We start from the raw sequence: 16159 nt of genomic DNA on the forward strand, positions 1-16159 counted from the left end.
GGGAACGGAGGCCACGCATGAATACCGCCTGGCTGAGTCGATGGTGGTGGCGGCACTGGAGCCAGCGCGGCCCGGTGGCCGCGACGTTGTACCCCCTTTCGCTGGTCTATGCCGGTCTTGCGGAATACAACCGCATGCGCCTGGAAGAGATCCGCCGGAATACCCGACTGCCATTGAAGGCCGTGATAGTGGTCGGGAATCTGACGGTTGGCGGCAGCGGCAAGACCCCGATGACCGACTGGCTGGCGCGGCGTCTGACGGAGGCGGGTTATCGTCCGGGGATCGTGTCCCGCGGCTATGGCCGGCGTGGCGAGGCGGGGCAGGCGGTGCATCCGGATTCGGATCCGGCTGAGGTCGGGGACGAGCCCGTGCTGCTGGCCCGACGGACCCGGCTGCCGGTCCAGGTGGACCGCGATCGCGTGCGTGGCGCACGCGCGCTGGCCGACCGCGGCGCGGACGTGGTGATCGCCGATGACGGCATGCAGCACCATCGACTGCCACGGGATCTGACCGTGTTGATGGTGGACGGACGCCGGGGCCTCGGCAACGGTCTGTGTCTGCCGGCCGGGCCGCTGCGCGAGCCGAAGGCGGCACGTGCGCGGGCCGATTTCGTCGTGCGGACCGGTGGCGAGGCCGGTGTCGACGAAATCCCGATGCACCTGGTCCCGGCCTCGCGCCTGCGGCGGGTGGACGGCAGTGACGAGACCATGCGCCCGAGGCTTCTGGGCGGGCAGGAGGTCCACGCGGTCGCCGGCATCGCCGACCCGGAACGTTTTTTTTCCATGCTGGAGCAGCGCGGCATCTACGTGATCCGGCACCCGTTTCCGGACCATCATCGTTTTCGCGCGCGCGATCTGGCGTTTGATGACGACCTGCCGGTTCTGATGACCGAGAAGGATGCCGTAAAATGCCGGTCGTTCGCGCAATCCCGCCACTGGTACTGGCCCGTGGCGGCCAGCCTTCCAGCCACTTTCGAGCCGGCCCTGCTGCAGCGTCTCAGGACCAGCATCCGGCTCCGCCATCTGGGGTAAGTACAACATGGACAACCGCCTTCTCGACATCCTCGTATGCCCGGAGACCAAGGGCCCGCTGAAATACGACCGCGAGAATCAGGAGCTGATCTCGGTGCAGGCCGGTCTGGCGTACCCGATCCGGGACGAGATCCCGGTGATGCTGGTGGACGAGGCCCGGCACCTGTCGGACGAGGAAAAGGAACGCTGGCGCGACGTCTGAGGGCGCCGTGGAACCCTTCGTCGTCGTCATTCCGGCGCGGCTGGCCTCCAGTCGTCTGCCGGAGAAGCCGCTGGTGCCGGTCGCGGGCCGTCCGCTGATCGCGCATGTCGTCGCGCGTGCGCGGGAGAGTCGTGCCTCCCGCGTCATCGTGGCGGCCGACGATGAACGGGTGCTGGCCGCAGCCCGCGAGGCGGGCGCGGAGGCGGTGTTGACCGCCGCGGACCTCCCGTCGGGGACCGACCGCATCGCCGCCGTGGCTGCGAGGGAGGGCTGGGGTGACGAATCCCTGGTGGTGAACCTGCAGGGGGACGAGCCCCTGACGCCCGGCGGGCTCCTCGACGAGCTGGCGGCCCTGCTGGCGGAATCGCCGGAGGCCGAGATGGCGACCTTCGGGGTGCCGCTGGGCAGTGCGGCCGATCTGCACGATCCGAACCAGGTCAAGCTGGTGACCGACGACCACGGGCGGGCGCTGTATTTTTCCCGCGCGCCCATTCCCTTCGACCGTGAGGCCGCGCGCGCCGGCCGCGACCCCGACACGTCGGCGGCCGTGCGTCACCTCGGACTGTACGCGTATCGCGCCGGGTTCCTGCGGCGCATGAGTGCGACCCCGCCTGCGCGTCTCGAACGGCTGGAGCAGCTGGAGCAGCTGCGAGCCCTGGCGATGGGCGCGCATATACGGGTGGGGCTGCGCGCGGAGGCGCATCCGCCCGGTGTCGACACCCCGAGCGATGTAGAACGCGTGGAAGCCGTGCTGGGGCAGGCGGGAGGTTCATGACGGGCGGGTGGCCGCGTCGCCGGACGGCGGGTTACGCCGCGGGTGTCCTGATACTGGCGCTGGTGTTGACCGGATGTGGCGAGGGGCCGTCGGAGGCGCCCGCACCCGAACGGCCCGTCAAGCTGGTCACCGTGAGCGAGCGGGACACTCTCATCGAGCGCCGCTTCTCCGGGCGTACCCAGGCGGCGGAACGTGCCTGGCTGGCGTTTCGCGTCGGAGGGGTGGTCGAGTCGGTTGCGGTGGAGCGCGGCGAACGCGTGGACGAGGGCGACCTCCTGGCGCGTCTGGACCCGCGCGACTTCGAGCGCCGGGTGCGTGAACTGGAGGGCGGTCTGTTGGAGGCCCGCGCGGAGCAGCTGATGCTGGAGCGCGGCGCACGCGAGGAAGAACGGCGCCAGTTGGAGGCGCGGCTGGAGGCGGCCGGGGCCCGCGAGGAACAGGCCGAGTCCGAATACCGCCGGGTGGCGCGCATGCGCGACGACGGTCATGTGAGTCAGTCGGAATATGACCGCGCCCGCCGGGCTCTGCGCGAGGCCGCGGCGGACCGGCGTTCGGCGCAGGAGGCGCTGACCATCGCGCGGGCCGGCGGCCGCGAGGAGGAGCGCGAGGCCGCCCGGGGCCGGATCCGGCGCATCGAGGCGCAGCTGGAGCAGGCGCGCGACGCACTGGAAGACAGCGAACTCAGAGCCCCGTTCACCGGTTACGTCGCCGAACGCGATCTGGAACCGCATGAACCGGTGCAGGCCCATCACCCGGTGGTCCTGTTCGAGGATCTGGAATCCATCGAGATCGAGGTCGGCATTCCCGAGGGGCTGCTGGCCTGGCGGGACCGGCTGGAGGCGGTGGAGGTACGCATTCCGGCGCTGGACGACGCGCGTTTCTCCGCCAGCATCCGGTCGGTCGGGGTGGACGTGCTGCCGGGACGGCAGACCTATCCGGTCAAGGTGCGTCTGGAGACCCCCGACCCGCTGACCCTGCCCGCGACGGCGCTTGACCCCGACCGGGTCCTGCCGGGGATGACCGCCGAGGTCGCCTTCCGGGCGCGCCCCGAACCCGGTGTCGGCGTAGTGCTGCCGCCGTCCGCTCTGGTGGAACACGCGGAGGGCTACGCGGTGTGGGTGCGGGACCCGGAGGACGGCCGCGTCGCCCCGCGCCAGGTGGAAGTGCTTGGCGCGGATGGTCGCGGGGTGCGCGTGCAGGGTGATCTGGAACCGGGTGATGAGGTCGTCTCCGCGGGTGCCGGGCGGCTGCGCGAGGGCCAGCGTACCCGTCGGTTCAATGACGAAGCCCCGGCTTCGGGACGCGACACCGGGGCCGGGGGCAACCGGCCGTGAATCCGCCCGGCGGCGACAACGCCGGGTCCGGGTTCAACGCCGCGACCTGGGCCATCCAGCGGGCCCGGCTGGTGGTCTTCCTGACGGCCCTGCTGGTCCTCGGCGGGACCTGGGCCTTCATCGACATGGGCAAGCTCGAGGATCCCGAGTTCACCGTGCCGACCGCGCTGGTGCAGACCGGGTATCCCGGTGCTCGAGCCACGCGGGTGGAGGAGGAGGTCACCGAGGTCCTGGAGCGCCATATCCAGCAGCTCGACGAGCTGGACGAACTGGAATCGGTCAGCCGCCATGGCGAGTCGGTGATCTTCGTCCACGTCGACGAGGCTCTGGGGGATCAGGCCCAGCGCCAGGTCTGGGACGAGCTGGAACGCACCGTGCGCGCGGCGGTGCCGGATCTTCCGGAGGGGATCCGCGGTCCACTGGTGGACGACGACTACGGGGATGTCTTCGGTACCCTGCTGGCGATCCACGGCGAGGGCTACAGCCACCGCGAGCTGCACGACTACGCCGATGAACTGCGCCGTGAACTGCTGCGCCTGCCCGGGGTGGCGCGGGCGGAGCTGTTCGGCGATCGCGGCGAGCGGATCTTCGTCGAGACCCGGCGTTCCCGTCTGGCCGCACTGGATCTGCATCCGGGGGTGATTATCCAGGCCCTGGAGCGCCAGAACGTGGTGGCGCCCGGCGGGGCGATCGAACTGGAGGAGGATCGCGTCCGGCTGTTCGTCTCCGGGGTGTTCGAATCGGTGGACGACGTTCGCCACCTGGCCATCCACAACCCCGAGACCGGCGAGCGTTTCCAACTGCGCGATGTGGCCGAAGTACACCGCGGTGACGCCGAGCCGCCGGAGCGCATATTGCGCTACAACGGTCAGCCGGCGGTGGCGCTGGGGGTGAGCCCGACCGAAGGGACGAACGTGGTCGCCCTGGGTGACGACGTCCTGGAGCGCATCCAGGCGTTGCGCGGGGATCGCCCGGTGGGGATCGACATCGACACGGTCAACTTCCAGCCGGAGACCGTGCGCGCGGCCATCCTGGATTTCGGCGGCAATCTGGCGACCGCGGTGGTCATCGTGCTGGGGGTGCTGCTGGTAGCGCTCGGGTGGCGCACCGGCCTGATCGTCGGCATGGGCGTCCCGCTCACCATCCTGGCGACCTTTTTCGTGATGTGGGTGGCCGGCATCGAACTGCACCGGGTCTCGCTGGGGGCCCTGATCGTGGTGCTGGGGATGCTGGTGGACAACGCCATCGTCGTCGCCGAACTGATGATGACCCGCATCCGGCGCGGCACCGAGCGGCTGCAGGCGGCGCGCGAGGCGGTCAGCGAGACCGGCGGGCCGCTGCTGATCGGGACCCTGATCGCAGCGCTGGCGTTCTCGCCGATCAGCATGACGCCGACCCTGGTGGGCGAATTCACCCGCTCGCTGTTCTGGGTGGTGGCGATCGCGCTGGGCCTGTCGTGGCTGCTGGCGGTAACCCTGACGGCCCTGCTGGCGTGGCGCTGGTTGCCGGGTCCGGTGAATGGCGACCCGACCGGCACGGAGACGCCCGGAATCGGCACGCAGCTGCTCGCGCTCTATCGCCGGGCGCTCACGGCCATGCTGCGCCATCGCCGTCGGACCCTGGCGTCGGTGGTCGGCCTGATGCTGGTCGCGGTCGCGTCCTTTGCGCTGGTACCGCAGATCTTCTTCCCGCCGGCCGACCGGGCGCAGTTCATGATCGATCACTGGCGGGGAGAAGGGACGCGCATCGAGACCACCGCAGCCGATGTGGCGCGTCTGGAATCCTGGCTGTCGCAGCACCCCGAGGTGGAAAGCTACACGGCCTTCATCGGCGAGGGGTCGCCGCGGTTCTATCTGCCGATGATGCCCGAGCTTCCCAATCCGGCGCTGGCCCAGATCCTGGTGCAGGTCGAAGACGTGGATCGACTGCATGACATCATCGCGGAGACCCGCGAATGGATGGACGGTCGCTTCCCCGGGGCGGAACCTCGGGTGCGGCCGATGCAGCTGGGGGAGCCCGTGCGCTATCCGGTGGAGCTGCGGCTGTCCGGGCCGCAGGACCGGGCCGAACTGCGCGCCACCGCCGACCGCGTGCTGGAATGGATGGAAGGTCACCCAGACCTGGAACGGCCCCGGCATGACTGGCGCGAACGCACACTGACGCTGGACGTACAGGTGGATCAGGACCGGGTACGAGCGGCCGGGCTGTCCAGCGCCGAGGTGGCCGAGACGCTGGAGGCCGGGGTCAGCGGCATGCCGATCGGGGTGTTTCGCGATGGCGATCAGGCCCTGCCGGTGCTGTGGCGCTTCCCGGAGGACGAACGCCGGGATCTGGCACAGCTGCACACCCTGGAGATCTGGCCGCGCGACGGCGGGGCGGCGGTGCCACTGGGCCAGGTAGCCGAGGTGGAGCCCGTGTTCGACGAGGCGGTGATCTGGCGCCATGACCGGCGCCCCACCGTGACCCTGCAGGCGGACCTTGCCCCCGGTGCCACCGCCAGCGGTTTCGTGCGCGAGGCCGACCCGGTGATCGACACCCTGCTGCAGGGCACCGGGAACGCCGGGCGAGTGGAGCGCGCATGGGGCGGCGAGTTCGAGGCGGCCGCCGATGCCCAGGCCAGCGTGCTGGCGCCGGTGCCCGTCGTCCTGGGGCTGATGGTGGTGTTACTGCTCTGGCAGTTCAACAGCTTCCGCAACACCCTCGTGGTGGCACTCAGCGTCCCGCTGGCGGTGGTGGGCGTGGTCGCGGGTCTGCTGCTGTTCCGGCAGCCGTTCGGTTTCATCGCCCTGCTGGGGGCAATGAGCCTGGGCGGAATCCTGCTGCGCAATGCGATTGTGCTGGTGGAGCAGGCCGAGCTGGAACGCCGCCGCGGACTGGAACCCCTGGAGGCCCTGATCGAGGCCGCGGTCAATCGTTTCCGCCCGGTGCTCCTGACCGCCCTGACCACCATCCTCGGCATGATCCCGCTGGCGCTGTCCGGACCGTTCTGGGCGCCGCTGGCCATCGCCGTGATGAGCGGCCTTGCCGCCGGCACGGTGCTGATCCTCGGCGTGGTGCCGGTGCTCTACGCGACGCTGCACCGGCTCCCGCGCCCGGCCTGAAATTGCCGCGGGTCGGGATTCAGTCGTGCAAGCCGAGTATGCGCGGGAGCTGCCCGAGACGGCCCAGACGCGGCGGGGCGGGAACCGGGTGTTCCCAGGGCAGCGCGTCGGGGTTGTACCAGGCGGCGTTGAGACCCGCATCCAGCGCCCCGAGGATGTCCGCCACGGGGTCGTCGCCGACATGGAGGATGGCCGGTGCCGGTACGCCGGCACGCCGGCGCGCGTGTTCGAAGATTCGCGGATGCGGTTTGGCGGCGCCCGCTTCGGCCGCGGGAACGGCGAAATCGAAATAACGGCCCAGGGGCGTGCGGAACACGTCGGCGTTGCCGTTGCTGATGGCGCCGAGGGTGAATCGGCCATGCAGGCGGGCGAGCACCGCGTCGGCCTCGGGGAACGGGGTCACCTCGTTGCGGGCATGCCAGAAGACCGCGAAGCCTTCCTCCTCGAGGGTGTCCGGACAGACCTGGCAGCGTTGTGCAAGACCGCGCAGCCATCGCTTGCGCAGGCGGGTAAGGTCGTGGCGCTCTTCCTCGGGTGCGGCACGCATGAAGCCCGCGCGGTCGGCCACCAGCTCCTCGGGTTCGAAGCGGGCGCAGACTGCGGGCGCGCGTTCGCGCAGCCAGGCGTAGAAACGGTCTTCGGCATGACGGATGACCGGCATCACCGGCCAGAGGGTGTCGTCCAGATCGAACGTGATGCATTCGATCGAATGATCGGGTACGGAGGCGGGTCGAGCTTTCGAATTCATCGAACGTTATTGTCGGAGTTTTGCGTCGAGCGTCGCTTTTCCGAACCTCAAGCAGGTGTAAAATGAAGGGGAATTTTAATCGTGCAGCTTTCATTCTGCCCGAAAAGGAGAATCACAACATGAAGAAGCTCTTTCTGCGCAGTCTTCCCGTGGCCCTGCTGGGTGCGATGATGATGACCGGTACCGCTCAGGCGGTCGATCCCGAGGACGCGATCGAGTATCGCCAGGGCGTGTTCAAGGCCTTCAGCTGGAATTTCGGCCCGATGGCGGGCATGGCCCAGGGCGAGATCCCGTTCAACGAGGAGATGTTCCTGGAGCGTGCCGATCAGCTGGCGCGCCTGGCCGACATGCCGTGGCAGGGCTTTACCGAGGGCTCCGATCTCGGTGAAACCGATGCCATGATGGAGGTCTGGGAAGACCGCGAGTCCTTCGAACAGAAGATCGCGGACTTCGAAGAAGAGGTTTCGCGCATGACGGCCCTGATCGATGAAGGGGCCGATGAAATGCAGCTGCGCCGTCAGGCCGGCGAGATCGGCCAGTCCTGCAAGGCCTGCCACGACAGCTTCCGCGCTGACTGATCGGCAGGCGGGGCCACCCGGCGGTATACGCCGCCGGGTCGGCCCGTGCCGAACGGAGACATACCGGGGCCCGTCGCTGCAGCGGCGGGCCTTTCTGGTTGCGGGCCGCGCACGACTTCAGCGTAACCCGGGGGCCGTGGCGTCCTCCGCCGGGTCCACCCGGATCTCCAGCGATACGTCATCCCGGGCGCGGGTGGTGCGGCGGCGAACGGGCGGGTGAACGTCGCGGGCGTCGCTTTCCAGCCGCGAACGGATGCCGGCGAAATCGTGCCAGCTCCCGGGCTCCAGGGTGATCTCCGTTGCGACCCGTTCGTGCTCGGCGCCGCGCTGCAGGGGCGTCTGATGGAGATGGGTGATCGCCACGCGCACGCGGCCATCGGGTTGCATGCGGGGTTCCACGGCGAAGCCGCGCGCCGTGTCGCGATAGATGGGTTCGATGGCCACGCCGGCACGGCCGGCAAACAGGCGGTAACCGGCGGGCAGCGTCTCCCCGACCATCAGAACGGCGCGCCCTCCGTCGCGCAGCCGCAGGAACTGCTCGCGGTCCTCGTCTCGCCGGGTGGTAAAGCGCCGGATACGGCCGGCGGTTTCGTCGTCGTGGTCGCGGTGGCGGCGCACGCGCAGGACCAGATCGGGGGACGCACGGTCGAGCTCCGCCACCATCTGGCGGATCTCCTCAATCTCGTGCGCCGGCGCCCGCACCAGCAGGCGGAAGCCATCCGGCTGCAGGGTGGCGCCGGGGAACAGTTCGCGCAGGTCGTGCACCACGGCCTCGGCCCGGCGATTCTGCAAGTCGATGACCGTGACGCGGTCGGCCGCGTCGCGAGCCGTGGAGCGGAGAGGCAGGGCGAGGAGGCAGGCGGCCGCGCTCGCCCGCAGGAACCGTCGGCGTCGGTCAGAGATGGACACGTCGCAGTTCGTCCGAATCCCGGCCGGCTTCCCAGCTCGCTTCGAATTCCTCGGCGCGGCGCCGGGTCCGGCCTCGATGATCGGTTTCACCCCGCAGGATGCGCTGGCTGCCCGAACGCGTGAACTGCATCCAGCCGGACTGATCGGCGATGACCGTCACCACCAGCGGTGCGTTTTCGTCGGGTTCCAGCACCCGCACGGAGACCGCGGTGGTCAGGCGCTTGAGCGTGCCGACCAGTTCGGGCAGACGGTCCTTCAGTGCCAGGTCGTCGTCCACCAGCAGGCGAATGTCGGTGGAGCGGTGGCGCTGGGCCATGCGCGCGAGGGTGCCGGGGAGATCGTCGTCCGCGACTTCTTCCAGCAGCGATACCGGAGCATGGATCCACAGGATCCGCCCGGCGTTTTCGCTCATCTCCCGCAGCATTTCGCGGGCCTGCTCGCGCGGGTCTTCCGTGGTTTCCTCGACTTCGCCGCCTTCCGTGTTCATGCCTTCTCCTTTGTCATCCGGCCCGTCTCATCCGGCGCGGGCCATGGAATTCCGGATGCGCCGCAGCATGCGCCGGTGGGGGATGCCCGCATCCTCGAACGTGTCACTGATGATAAAGAAATCGTGACGGGCATAGAATCCCAGGCGAGTCGCCTGGGCGTTCAGCCAGACCTCCCGCCAGCCGTGGCGGATCGCTGCACTCAGGGCGCACTCGAGCAGATGCGATCCGATGCCGTGACCGCGCCAGGGCTGGCGCACGGCCATGCGTCCGATCTGGCCGCTCGGCAGCAGGCGCAGGGTGCCGATGGGTTCGCCTCCCGGCTCCTCCGCCAGCCAGTGCAGGGCCCCGGCGTCGAGGCCGTCGAATTCAAGGTCTTCGGGCACCTGCTGTTCCTCCACGAAGACTTCGCGGCGAATCAGGGACAGTGCCTTCCGGTCGGCAGGCCAGCTGGCCTCCCGAAAGTTGATGCGCTGGGACATAACCACCTCCTCCTCGTGGCCGGTTACCCAAGGCCACGCCGGACAGAAGAGTCTAGTTCAGCCTCGGGGTTCCTGCCCGTGAGGCAGTCCGCGTTCCGGGCGTTCCATGACGGTCTGCATCAGGTCGACCCGAGCGGAACTGAAACCGATTTCGCAGTACGCCAGGTAGTAACGCCACATGCGCAGAAACGCCGGTGAATAACCGAGCGCCTCGATGGGCCCCCGGGTGCGCATGACCTCGCGGTACCAGTGCATCAGGGTGCGGGCGTAGTCGGCACCGAAGAACGCGCGCTCGGTGACCTGAAGGCCGGCCGCGGCCGCCGCGTCGCCGAAGCGTGCCGGGGTCGGGAGCATGCCGCCGGGAAACACGTACAACTGGATGAAGTCGGCGTTGCGGCGGTAATACTCGAATGCCGCTTCCTCGATGGTAATGACCTGAACCGCGGCACGCCCGCCGGGCCGCAGGCAGCGGTGCACCTGCTCGAACCAGGTGGACCACCAGCGTTCGCCGACGGCCTCGAACATCTCGATGGACACGACGTGGTCGAAGGTCTCGTTCAGTTCGCGGTAGTCCTGCAGACGCAGGTCGACCCGGTCCGCCAGTCCCGCCTGCCGGATCCGCTCGCGGGCGTATTCCAGCTGCTCGTCGGACAGGGTGACGCCGGTTACCCGGTAGCCGCGCCGGGCCGCGAATTCCGCAAAACCGCCCCAGCCACAGCCAATCTCGAGGATGTGGGCGCCGGGTTCCGGAGCCAGGCGCGTCAGCAGGCGTTCGTATTTGTGCTCCTGGGCGCGCTCCAGGGATTCGTCGCCGCGACAGAACAACGCGGCGGAGTAGCCCATGCCGCGATCCAGCCACAGGCGGTAGAAGTCGTTGCCGAGATCGTAATGGAAGCGGATATTGGCGCGGCTGCCCCGGCGCGAGTTGCGCCGCAGCCAGTGGCGCAGGGCATCCACTCCGCGTTGCCAGGCGGGGCGCTGGTACACGCGGCCGAGCCGGTGTTCGTTCTCCATCGCCAGACGCAGCAGGGCATGCAGATCGGGCGTGGTCCATTCGCCGTTGATGAAACCCTCGGCGAAGCCGATGTCGCCGTGGCGGGCCAGTCGCACAAGCGTGGCCCACGGCCGCCGCAGGTGCCAGACCGCTTCGCTGCCCGGGCCCTGCCCGGCGATCTCGCGGCGTTCGCCATGCGGACCGATCAGGGTCAGGTGACCGTGGTCCAGTCCATGGATACGTCGCGCCAGCAGATCCAGGGCCCGGCTCGCCGCGGACCGGGACACGGCCGGAAGCCGTTCGCTGCGTTGCAGTTCCATCAGCTCAACTCCTTTTCGGGCGGGTCGGGCCGCGGGTGATAGCGCCCGCCGCGCCACCAGATCTTCAGCGCCTGCCAGTGGATCAGGAACAGGACCTGGAGGGTCATCCAGGGCATGCGGGCCCACTGGCGCAGCAGGGCCGCGTCGGTCATCGGACGGACATGCCCGTTCTGGGTGGCGACCAGCAGCAGCCGGTCGTCCTGGTATTCGCGGATCGCCACGCGCATCGAGCTGCCTTCGTGCAGTTCGGGCACGGTCACGGCGAACGCGTAGCGTGCGTCCATATCGATGAACGGCGAGACGTGGAACTCCTTGTCCTTCTCCCCGCGCAGCATGCCCCCCGCGCTGTCTCCGGCCGGCAGCAGATAATGGTGATGCTGGCCGAAGGTGTTGCGGACTTCCAGCAAAACGGCCTGCAGACGCCCGTCGATGTGATGGCAGTACCAGATGCTCAGGGGGTTGAAGGCATGGCCGAGGACCCGGGGCGTGGCCTGCAGGAGGATCGCGCCGCCATCCGGCTCCAGTCCGCCCTCGCGCAGCCGGGCCTCGACCCACGGCCGCCAGGGCGTCCCATCGCGGCGGCCGTGGTCACGGGTATGCAGGCTGAACAGATTGAAGCGATCCAGCGAGAACCAGCGGCGGTTGCGCGCCAGATCTTCGATCCGGTCGATGTCGAACAGCGCGCTCACCACCCGGTAGCGAAAACGGTAGTCCGGCCCGTGCAGGCGACGGTGCATGACATGGCCGGGAAGCAGGGCGGCATCCATCAGGTTTGTCCCGTCACGGTGCGCACCGCGGTTCCCGCGGGCTGACTGGCGTCTGCGCGGGGAACAGCCAGGGGTTCGGAACCCGCCGCCCAGGGCATTTCCACTCCCAGTGCGCGCCCCACGCTCCGTGCCGAACGCAGGCCGTCCTCGTGAAAACCGTCGCCCATCCACGCCCCGGCAAAATACAGGCCGTCCTCGCCCTGGTGTTCGGCCAGTGCAGCACGCGCCCGTTCGGCCGGTGCGTCCATCACCGGGTGTTCCCACAGGAACTCGCCCAGGGTCAGCGAAGGATGCGGGTCGTACAGGGGGTTGAGGCTGACGATGTAGTTCTCGCGACGCTGCAGCCGGTGCAGGGCGTTCATCCAGTAGGATACCGAGACGCCGCGTTCGCCGGTTGTGCGTGCGCGAGAAAGGTAGTTCCACGAAGACCAGACCCGCCGGGAGCGCGGCATCAGCCGGGCGTCGGTATGTAGCAGGGCGCGGTTTTCCTGAAACTGGCAGGCGGCCAGGCGGGCGCGGGTGGCCGCAGGGCCGCCGTCCAGCAGCCGGCGGGCATCGCCCGCGTGGCAGGCGAACACCACGCGGTCGAACTCTTCGGGTTCTCCGGGTCCGTGCACCCGCCACTGCGAGGCGCGGGCCTCCACGGCGGATACCGCGCCGTGCGACACCGAGCCGGGGGCCAGACGCTGCGCCAGACGCCGGACGTAGCTGCGCGAACCGCCGACCACCGTGCGCCACTGCGGGCGGTCGCGCAGATCCAGCAGACCATGATTGAGGAAGAAGCGCAGGAAGCTGGCCGCCGGGAATTCGCGGATGCGCGCCGGCGGACACGACCAGATGGCCGCGCCCATCGGCAGCAGATAGTCTTCGGTGAAGCCGCGCCCCAGGCGATGACGGGCCAGGAACTCGCCCAGCGTGCCCTCCGGCATCTCCTGCCGTGCATTCAGTTCGTGCCCCAGGCGGTTGAAGCGCAGGATATCGGCGACCATGCGCAGGAACCGCGGACGCAACAGATTGGTGCGCTGGGCGAACAGGGTGTTCAGGTCGTTGCCGGCATATTCCAGCCCGGCGGGTTGTTGTGAACAGGCAAAGCTCATGTCCGTGGGACGGGTCTCGACGGCCAGCTCCGCGAACAGGCGGGTGAGCAGGGGATAGTTGCGTTGGTTATAGACCACGAACCCGGTGTCGATGGCGGTCGGCCCCTCGGGGTCGGCCACATCCACGGTATGCGCATGGCCCCCGAGCTGCGGCGCCTGTTCGAACAGCCGAACATCGTGGCGCTGCTGCAGGATCCAGGCCGAGGCGAGTCCGGCAATACCGCCGCCGATGACGGCGAGGCGCTGTCTTTGCATGTCCGGGCTCTCCAGCGGCCGGGGTCGATATCTATCTTATACAATACCTGTACAATGGCTGTAAATGACGCCGAAGGAGACGAGCATGGCGGAGACCAACCCTGACTGGCCCGAACCGGTGCGCCGCGCACTGGAGGAATACCCGATCGTGCTGGTGACCTCCGGTCTCAGCGACACCCGCGAAGCGGAGGCCCTGCTGGACCAGCAGCGGCCCGGCGAGTGGACCCGCCTGGAATGGGGCATGGGGTCGGCCGGGAACCGCGCGGCGTTCCACCAGTTGCAGCAGGCCACCGGCATGCGCATCCTGCCCCTGGTGGTCACGCGGGAAGGCGCCCTGGGCGGGGTGCCCGAACTGCGCGCCTGGCTGGGTGATACCACGCCGGACACGCCTCGGACCGACGCGCGGGACCCGGTCCTGACGGTGCTGGGCGCCGGCGGACTGATACCGTTCGTGTTCTTCGGGGCAGGGGCATGGATCGCCCATCCGGAATGGCAGGCTTTCGCACTCAACGCGCTGGCGCTATATGGTGCGGTCATTCTGGCGTTTCTGGGGGCGATCCACTGGGGCATCCACCTGGCGGACCGTTCCCATCGAGTGGGGCCGCTTTCGGGCCCTGCCTGGGCGGTCATCCCGCCCGTGCTGGCCTGGCTGGCGGTCCTGCAACCGTTGCCCGAGGCGATCATGACCCTGGCGGTCCTGTTCCTGGGCGTGTTGTGGGTGGACCGGCTGAGCCTGCGTGACCGGCGACTGCCGCCGGGCTATCTCACCCTGCGCATGGTGCTGACCACCGGCGCGATCCTCTCCCTGGCCGCGGGCCTGGGGGCGGTCACGGTCGGTTGATCCGATCCGCTCTGATCCAAGGAGAACATGATGGATGCCGCTTCGCACAGCGACTCGCACAATGACAAGGAATCCGATAACCGCACGCCGGCCAGCGAACTGGCCGGGCACTACCGCGAGATCCTGGTCGGGCTCGGCGAGGACCCGGAACGCGAGGGCCTGAAGGACACCCCGCTGCGTGCCGCGAAGGCATTGCAGTACCTCACCCGCGGCTACGAACAGGACCTGGACACCATCGTCAACGGGGCACTGTTCACCTCAGACAACGACGAGATGGTCCTGCTGCGCGACATCGAGCTGTATTCGCTGTGCGAGCACCACGTGCTGCCGATCATCGGCAAGGTGCACGTGGCCTACCTGCCGGACGGCAAGGTGATCGGCCTGTCCAAGATCGCACGCATCGTCGACATGTTCGCCGCCCGCCTGCAGATCCAGGAAAACCTGACGCGTCAGATCGCCGAGGCCCTGCAGCAGGTGACCCAGGCCAAGGGCGTGGGCGTGGTGGTGGATGCCCGCCACATGTGCATGACCATGCGCGGCGTGGAAAAGCAGCACTCCTCGATGGCCACCTCGGTCATGCTCGGCGCGTTCCGTGAGGACTCGCGCACCCGGCGCGAATTCCTCAACCTCATCGGCCGAGGCGGGCGCGACTGAGCGTCGGCCCGAAATCGGTCAGCGCCGATCCCCGGTGGCCTCGGCCGCCATCTGTTCGTAGCTGGTGTGGCGCACGTTCTTGCCCTTGACGAAGTAGACGACGTATTCGCAGATGTTGCGGGCGCGGTCGCCGATGCGTTCCAGGGAGCGGGTGGCCCAGACCACGTCCATCAGCCGCGGCACGGCGTCCGGGGCGGCGGTCATCTGTTTCATCAGCTTGTGGGTGACGGATTCGTACAGGCTGTCGATCTGGATATCCTGCTGGGCAACACGCACGGCCTGTTCGGTGTCCATGCGGGCGAAGGCGTCCAGCGCGCCACGGGTCATGTGGCGCACGTGTTCGCCCATTTCCGCGAGATCGCTCATGGGGGCGGTCTGACGGTCGGCTTCGAGCAGGTGCAGTCCCATGCGGCCGATGCGTTCGGCTTCGTCGCCCATGCGTTCGAGGTCGGTGATGGTCTTGATTACGGCGATCACCAGGCGCAGGTCGGAGGCGGTGGGCTGGCGCCGGGCGAGGATGTGGGTGCACTGCTCGTCGATCTCCACCTCCATCGCGTTGATGCGGTAGTCGGTGGTGATCACGGTCTCGGCCTGCTCGGTGTCGCCCTCGACCATGGCGCTCACGGCATCGGCAAGCTGCTGTTCCACCAATCCGCCCATTTCCATCACACGCTTGATGATGTCTTCCAGTTCTTCGTTGAACTGCCGGGAGATGTGCTGCTTGAAAAAACTCTTGTCCATGGTGTCGGGGCTCCTCAGCCGAAGCGGCCGGTGATGTAGTCCTCGGTCTGCTTTTTCGCGGGCGAGGTGAACAGGGTGTCGGTGTCGGCGTATTCGATCAGTTCGCCCATGTACATGAACGCGGTGTAGTCGGAGACGCGGGCAGCCTGCTGCATGTTGTGGGTGACGATGACCAGCGTGTAGTCCTTCTTCAGCTCGATCATCAGCTCTTCGATCTTGAGCGTGGCCAGCGGGTCCAGCGCCGAGCAGGGCTCGTCCAGCAGCAGCACCTCGGGGTCGATGGCGATCGCGCGGGCGATCACCAGGCGCTGCTGCTGGCCGCCTGACAGGCCGAAGGCGTTCTCGTGCAGGCGGTCCTTGACCTCGTCCCACAGGGCCGCGCGGCGCAGGGACTTTTCCACCACGTCGTCGAGGCGGCGCCGATTCTTCACGCCCTGCAGGCGCAGGCCGTAGGCCACGTTCTCGTAGATCGACTTGGGGAAGGGATTGGGCTTCTGGAACACCATGCCGACCCGGCGGCGCAGCTCGGGTACGTCCACGTTGGCACCGTAGATGTCCTCGCCGTCGAGGCGGATGGTGCCTTCGATGCGGGCGACGTCGATCAGGTCGTTCATGCGGTTGAAGCAGCGCAGGAAAGTGGACTTGCCGCAGCCGGACGGTCCGATGAAGGCGGTGATCCGGTTCTTCGGGATGCGGATGTCGATACCCTTGAGCGCCTGGTCGTCGCCGTAGTACAGCTTCAGGTCTTCTGCGGTCAGGCAGATGTCTTCGCGATCGATGTTCAGGCCGCGCGGGGCCTGCTGCTGGGCCGGATTGACGGCGTGGGTCCGGGTGTCACTCATTTC

The 16159-nt window shown here is 68.4% G+C and carries 17 protein-coding genes; 8 read left to right on the forward strand and 9 right to left on the reverse strand.

Annotated elements, in window-relative coordinates; all coding sequences use genetic code 11:
• Positions 1–17: 17 nt before the first annotated feature.
• From lpxK to D577_RS0101835, 5 genes are read left to right on the forward strand one after another with little or no spacing between them, the layout of a single operon-like run.
• The gene (lpxK, locus tag D577_RS0101815; RefSeq protein ID WP_018945890.1) at positions 18–1031 is read left to right on the forward strand and encodes a tetraacyldisaccharide 4'-kinase; all 1014 of its coding nucleotides are present in this window, start codon (positions 18–20) and stop codon (positions 1029–1031) included.
• A gap of 7 nt (positions 1032–1038) precedes the next feature.
• Positions 1039–1233: a Trm112 family protein gene (locus tag D577_RS0101820; RefSeq protein ID WP_018945891.1), complete on the forward strand. Its 195-nt coding sequence runs from the start codon at positions 1039–1041 to the stop codon at positions 1231–1233.
• Between the two features lie 7 nt (positions 1234–1240).
• A complete protein-coding gene (kdsB, locus tag D577_RS0101825) occupies positions 1241–2008 on the forward strand; it encodes a 3-deoxy-manno-octulosonate cytidylyltransferase (RefSeq protein WP_018945892.1) in 768 nt (255 codons plus the stop codon).
• Entirely contained in the window at positions 2005–3342 is a 1338-nt protein-coding gene (locus D577_RS0101830) for an efflux RND transporter periplasmic adaptor subunit (protein WP_018945893.1), read from the forward strand. The genes kdsB and D577_RS0101830 overlap by 4 nt, the downstream gene beginning before the upstream one ends.
• Positions 3339–6443, forward strand: a complete 3105-nt coding sequence (locus D577_RS0101835) for an efflux RND transporter permease subunit (RefSeq protein ID WP_018945894.1) — start codon at positions 3339–3341, stop codon at positions 6441–6443. The genes D577_RS0101830 and D577_RS0101835 overlap by 4 nt, the downstream gene beginning before the upstream one ends.
• Positions 6444–6462: 19 nt before the next feature.
• On the opposite strand, the gene D577_RS0101840 is transcribed toward D577_RS0101835, so the two are convergent.
• Positions 6463–7191, reverse strand: a complete 729-nt coding sequence (locus D577_RS0101840; RefSeq protein ID WP_018945895.1) for an HAD family hydrolase — start codon at positions 7189–7191, stop codon at positions 6463–6465.
• Positions 7192–7253: 62 nt separating this feature from the next.
• Between D577_RS0101840 and D577_RS0101845 the strand changes: the two genes are divergently transcribed.
• Complete coding sequence (locus D577_RS0101845; protein ID WP_026288855.1) at positions 7254–7769, forward strand: cytochrome c; 516 nt, start codon at positions 7254–7256, stop codon at positions 7767–7769.
• A 117-nt stretch (positions 7770–7886) separates the two neighbouring features.
• On the opposite strand, the gene D577_RS0101850 is transcribed toward D577_RS0101845, so the two are convergent.
• Genes D577_RS0101850 through D577_RS0101875 form a run of 6 tightly spaced genes read right to left on the reverse strand, consistent with a single transcriptional unit; the run spans position 7887 to position 13078 of the window.
• A complete protein-coding gene (locus D577_RS0101850; RefSeq protein WP_018945897.1) occupies positions 7887–8678 on the reverse strand; it encodes a secretin N-terminal domain-containing protein in 792 nt (263 codons plus the stop codon).
• Positions 8665–9165, reverse strand: coding sequence for a hypothetical protein (locus D577_RS0101855; RefSeq protein ID WP_018945898.1), 501 nt, complete (start codon positions 9163–9165; stop codon positions 8665–8667). The genes D577_RS0101850 and D577_RS0101855 overlap by 14 nt, the downstream gene beginning before the upstream one ends.
• Before the next feature lie 27 nt (positions 9166–9192).
• Positions 9193–9645, reverse strand: coding sequence for a GNAT family N-acetyltransferase (locus tag D577_RS0101860; RefSeq protein ID WP_018945899.1), 453 nt, complete (start codon positions 9643–9645; stop codon positions 9193–9195).
• Between the two features lie 57 nt (positions 9646–9702).
• Complete coding sequence (locus D577_RS0101865; protein ID WP_018945900.1) at positions 9703–10959, reverse strand: cyclopropane-fatty-acyl-phospholipid synthase family protein; 1257 nt, start codon at positions 10957–10959, stop codon at positions 9703–9705.
• A complete protein-coding gene (locus D577_RS0101870) occupies positions 10959–11726 on the reverse strand; it encodes a DUF1365 domain-containing protein (protein WP_018945901.1) in 768 nt (255 codons plus the stop codon). The genes D577_RS0101865 and D577_RS0101870 overlap by 1 nt, the downstream gene beginning before the upstream one ends.
• Entirely contained in the window at positions 11726–13078 is a 1353-nt protein-coding gene (locus D577_RS0101875; protein WP_018945902.1) for an NAD(P)/FAD-dependent oxidoreductase, read from the reverse strand. Before D577_RS0101875 ends, D577_RS0101870 begins: the two co-directional genes overlap by 1 nt.
• An 85-nt stretch (positions 13079–13163) precedes the next feature.
• Here D577_RS0101875 and D577_RS0101880 point away from each other — a divergent pair, with 85 nt between their 5' ends.
• Together D577_RS0101880 and folE are read left to right on the forward strand one after the other, a co-directional pair.
• On the forward strand, positions 13164–13919 hold the full coding sequence (locus D577_RS0101880; RefSeq protein ID WP_018945903.1) for a DUF3429 domain-containing protein: 756 nt from the start codon (positions 13164–13166) through the stop codon (positions 13917–13919).
• A 30-nt stretch (positions 13920–13949) separates the two neighbouring features.
• Complete coding sequence (gene folE / locus D577_RS0101885; protein WP_018945904.1) at positions 13950–14573, forward strand: GTP cyclohydrolase I FolE; 624 nt, start codon at positions 13950–13952, stop codon at positions 14571–14573.
• Positions 14574–14591: 18 nt separating this feature from the next.
• Here the strand turns inward: folE and phoU are convergent, their stop codons facing one another.
• Together phoU and pstB are read right to left on the reverse strand one after the other, a co-directional pair.
• Entirely contained in the window at positions 14592–15314 is a 723-nt protein-coding gene (gene phoU, locus D577_RS0101890) for a phosphate signaling complex protein PhoU (RefSeq protein ID WP_018945905.1), read from the reverse strand.
• A 14-nt stretch (positions 15315–15328) separates the two neighbouring features.
• Positions 15329–16156 carry a phosphate ABC transporter ATP-binding protein PstB gene (pstB, locus tag D577_RS0101895; RefSeq protein ID WP_018945906.1) on the reverse strand — a complete coding sequence of 276 codons (828 nt, stop codon included), beginning with the start codon at positions 16154–16156 and terminating at the stop codon, positions 15329–15331.
• Positions 16157–16159 lie beyond the last annotated feature (3 nt).

It is taken from the genome of Thioalkalivibrio sp. AKL17, from assembly GCF_000377885.1.
Lineage (GTDB): Bacteria > Pseudomonadota > Gammaproteobacteria > Ectothiorhodospirales > Ectothiorhodospiraceae > Thioalkalivibrio > Thioalkalivibrio halophilus.